The sequence below is a fragment of the Streptomyces griseorubiginosus genome (genome assembly GCF_017614965.1).
In the GTDB taxonomy this organism is placed as follows: domain Bacteria; phylum Actinomycetota; class Actinomycetes; order Streptomycetales; family Streptomycetaceae; genus Streptomyces; species Streptomyces griseorubiginosus_B.
Genome location: NZ_WVUG01000496.1, coordinates 1 through 3,914 on the forward strand (window position 1 = coordinate 1; position 3,914 = coordinate 3,914).

Here is a 3,914-nt window from a genome sequence, read left to right on the forward strand (position 1 = left end):
CCCGAGCTATACACTCGACTAGTCGCCGGCAGCGTCAGATGGGTATAAGAGACAGTGCCGAAGCCGCCGTCTTCCCGTCCCGACACGGCCGCCGCCCTGACGGATCCGCCGACTTCCCAGCCGGGCGCCCATGTTTCCCCGCCGGGTGCACAGGTTTCCTCACCCCAGGCACCGACTTCCCTGCCGGGCGCCCATGTTTCCTCGCCGGAGTCAGCGACTTCCGTGCGGGACGCGCACGTTTCTCTGCCGGAGTCACCGACTTCCCAGCGGGGCGTGGGTCTTTCCGCGCCGCAGCCTCCCGCCTCCGTGCCCGGCGGGGCCGCTTCTGGGAACGAGCCGCACGCTTCCATGTCCGGCGCAGCTACCTCCCCGCCAGAGCAACCCGCCTCCCTGCCCCGCACGGCCGCATCCGAGAGCCAGCCGCACGCTTCCATGTCCGGCGCGGCTACCTCCCCGCCGGAGCAACCCGCCTCCCTGCCCGGGGCGGCTGCTCCTCTGTCCGGGACGACACCCGCTTCCCCCTCCTGGGCGGCTGCTCCCCCGTCAGGGACGACACCCGCTTCCCCGTCCGGGCCGTCGGCTCCCTTGTCGAAGGGACTGGCTCCCCGTCTCGAGACGACCGGTCCCGGGACCGAGACAGCTGCGCGCGAGCCGGAGACGACCGCTGCCGTCGCCCACGGAACCGGGCCCAAGCTCGAAACATCCGCGCGCGAGCCGGAGACGACCGCTGCCGTCGTCGACGGAACCGGGCCCGAGCTCGAGACCGCCGCACGCGACGCGGAGCCGACCGCTTTCGTGGGCGGGGGAACGGATCGCCGGCCGGAGGCAGTTGGTTCCTCTCGCGACACGGCCGCTCGTCAGGGCGAGCACGTGGCGGGTGGTAACGGGGTCACCTCCGCCCACCGCCCCCGCCCCTGGTTCCGTCGGCGGCGGAGTCTCCTCGGCGCCGCCGTGGTCACCGTGCTGGTGGCCACGCTCGGGACCGTCTCGGCGCTGTCGCAGGACGGGGCGCGGGACAGGTCCGCCAGGACACCGTCCGGGACGTCCCGTACGACGGAGGCCGGCGCCCGCCGCGCCCCGTCGGCCGGCGGCGCGAGCAGCAGCCCCTCCCCCGGCGCCGGCTCGGCCTCCCCCTCAACGGGCGGTACGGCGTCGCCCACTTCCCCGACGCAGGATGCCCCGCCGGTGAAGGACAAGGCTCCCGCGCCCGCCGCTGTCCCCCTGGCCCTGACGGTCGACTCGCACGTCTGGCAAGGAGGGTGCGGCCAGAACTACGTGATCGACAAGGCGCCGGACGAGGTGCCCCCGCCACCGGTGCCGCAGGACGCCGCGGTGTGGGCGGCGACGCAGAACGCGGTGCAGGGGCGGCAGTCGACGGTGGAGATCTCGGTGCAGGGGAAGTCGTCGACGGCCGTCGTGCTGAACGCCCTGCGCGTCCGGATCGTCGGCCGCGGCAACCCCGTACCCGGTACCGCGTACTCGATGGACGAGGGCTGCGGCGGCGGTCTCACCCCGCGCAGCTTCGCCGTGAACCTCGACGTCAACCGGCCCATCGCGCACCCGATGCCCGGCACCAACGACGGGGGAAAGCCGGCTCCCGCGGTCCAGTTCCCCTACCGTGTCTCGGCCCAGGACCCCGAGGTGCTGCTGGTCACGGCGACGACCGAGACGTACGACGCCAGCTGGTACCTCGAGCTCGACTGGTCCTCGCAGGGCCGCACCGGCACGGTCCGCATCGACGACCACGGCCACCCGTTCCGCACCAGCAGCATCAAGGGCAGGCCCCGTTACTGGTACGGAACGAACGACGCGGGCGAACGCGCCTGGGTCCCCTACACCAGCTAAGGCCGCGGCACGTTGCGGATGTTGGAGCGGGCCATCTGCAGCATGCGGCCGACTCCGCCGTCCAGGACGATCTTGGACGCCGACAGGGCGAAGCCGGTCACCATCTCGGCGCTGATCTTCGGCGGGATGGACAGGGCGTTGGGATCGGTGACCACGTCGACGAGTGCCGGGCCCTTGTGCTTGAAGGCGTCCTTCAGCGCGCCGGCGAGATCCTTGGGCTTCTCGACGCGCACCCCGTACGCACCGCAGGCGCGCGCGACGGCGGCGAAGTCGGGGTTCTTGTTGGTGGTGCCGTACGAGGGCAGCCCCGCCACCAGCATCTCCAACTCGACCATGCCGAGCGAGGAGTTGTTGAAGAGGACGACCTTGACCGGGAGGTCGTACTGCACCAGCGTCAGGAAGTCGCCCATCAGCATGGAGAATCCGCCGTCCCCGGACATGGAGACCACCTGCCGCCCCCGGTCGGTGAACTGCGCCCCGATCGCCATGGGCAGCGCGTTCGCCATCGAGCCGTGCGAGAACGAACCGATCACCCGGCGACGGCCGTTGGGGGTGATGTAGCGGGCGGCCCACACGTTGCACATCCCGGTGTCCACGGTGAACACGGTGTCGTCGTCGGCGAGTTCGTCGAGTACGGACGCCACGTACTCGGGATGGATCGGCACGTGCTTGTCCACCTTGCGGGTGTAGGCCTTCACCACCCCCTCCAGCGCGTCCGCGTGCTTCTTCAGCATCCGGTCCAGGAACCGGCGGTCGGACTTCTCCCGCACCCGCGGGATCAGACAGCGCAGCGTCTCGCGCACGTCGCCCCACACCGCCAGGTCGAGCTTGGAGCGGCGGCCCAGGTGCTCGGGCCGGACGTCGATCTGCGCGATCTTGACGTCGTCGGGCAGGAAGGCGTTGTAGGGGAAGTCGGTGCCGAGCAGGATCAGCAGATCGCACTCGTGGGTGGCCTCGTAGGCGGCGCCGTAGCCGAGCAGACCGCTCATGCCGACGTCGTAGGGGTTGTCGTACTGGATCCACTCCTTGCCACGCAGAGCGTGCCCCACCGGTGACTTGATCTTCCCGGCGAACTCCATGACCTCGGCGTGCGCGCCGGCCGTGCCGCTGCCGCAGAACAGGGTGACCCGGTCGGCCGCGTCGATCATCCGGACGAGTTCGTCGATCTCGGCGTCGCCCGGGCGGACCGTGGGCCGGGAGGTGACCAGGGCGGTCTCGGCGGCCTTGTCGGGGGCGGGCTCGGCGGCGATGTCGCCCGGGAGGGAGACCACGCTGACGCCGGAGCGGCCGACCGCGTTCTGGATGGCGGTCTGCAGCAGCCGGGGCATCTGCTTCGGGCTGGAGATCAGCTCGCTGTAGTGGCTGCACTCCTGGAAGAGCCGGTCGGGGTGGGTCTCCTGGAAGTAGCCCAGGCCGATCTCGCTGGAGGGGATGTGCGAGGCGAGCGCGAGTACGGGCGCCATCGAACGGTGGGCGTCGTAGAGGCCGTTGATGAGATGGAGGTTGCCGGGCCCGCAGGAGCCCGCGCACGCGGTGAGCTTGCCGGTGATCTGGGCTTCCGCGCCGGCCGCGAAGGCGGCGGTCTCCTCGTGGCGTACGTGCACCCAGTCGATGGCGGCGTTGCGGCGCACCGCGTCCACCACCGGGTTGAGGCTGTCGCCGACGACGCCGTACAGGCGCTTGACTCCGGCGCGGACGAGGATGTCGACGAACTGCTCGGCGACGTTCTGTTTGGCCATGGTGCTCTGCTGCCCCTTCGGTCTCCGCTGATCCCTCTGGGTCCATCAATTCACAGGCCGCGTGCTCACGCCTCCCAAACGGCCGCGGCCGTACGGTCGTCCGCGTAACCCTTGACCCGGACCTGGGTGTCCGCGAGGAACGCGGCGAGGCCGGGCGGGGTGGGTCCGGACCATCTGCCCGTCAGATAGCGGCACAGGTCCGGTTCGCCGCGCAGCGGGTCCGCGAGGCCCGCGCTGCACATCAGCAGGGTGTCACCCGGGCGGGCCACCGAGGCACGGAAACGGAAGGGTTCGCGGGGCGGTTCGGGGGCCGGTTCGTAGGGGCTCGGG

Annotated in this window: 2 protein-coding genes and 1 pseudogene; 1 reads left to right on the plus strand and 2 read right to left on the minus strand. The window is 71.2% G+C overall.

From position 1 onward, the window contains the following. Positions 1-870 precede the first annotated feature (870 nt). A complete protein-coding gene (locus GRC12_RS42540) occupies positions 871-1,845 on the plus strand; it encodes a hypothetical protein (RefSeq protein ID WP_208785801.1) in 975 nt (324 codons plus the stop codon). Here GRC12_RS42540 and GRC12_RS42545 read toward each other — a convergent pair. Continuing rightward, positions 1,842-3,584: a pyruvate dehydrogenase gene (locus tag GRC12_RS42545; RefSeq protein ID WP_208785802.1), complete on the minus strand. Its 1,743-nt coding sequence runs from the start codon at positions 3,582-3,584 to the stop codon at positions 1,842-1,844. The two genes, GRC12_RS42540 and GRC12_RS42545, sit on opposite strands and share 4 nt — an antisense overlap. A 65-nt stretch (positions 3,585-3,649) precedes the next feature. Then, positions 3,650-3,914 (minus strand): annotated as a pseudogene (locus GRC12_RS42550) (protein phosphatase 2C domain-containing protein); the annotation flags it as partial.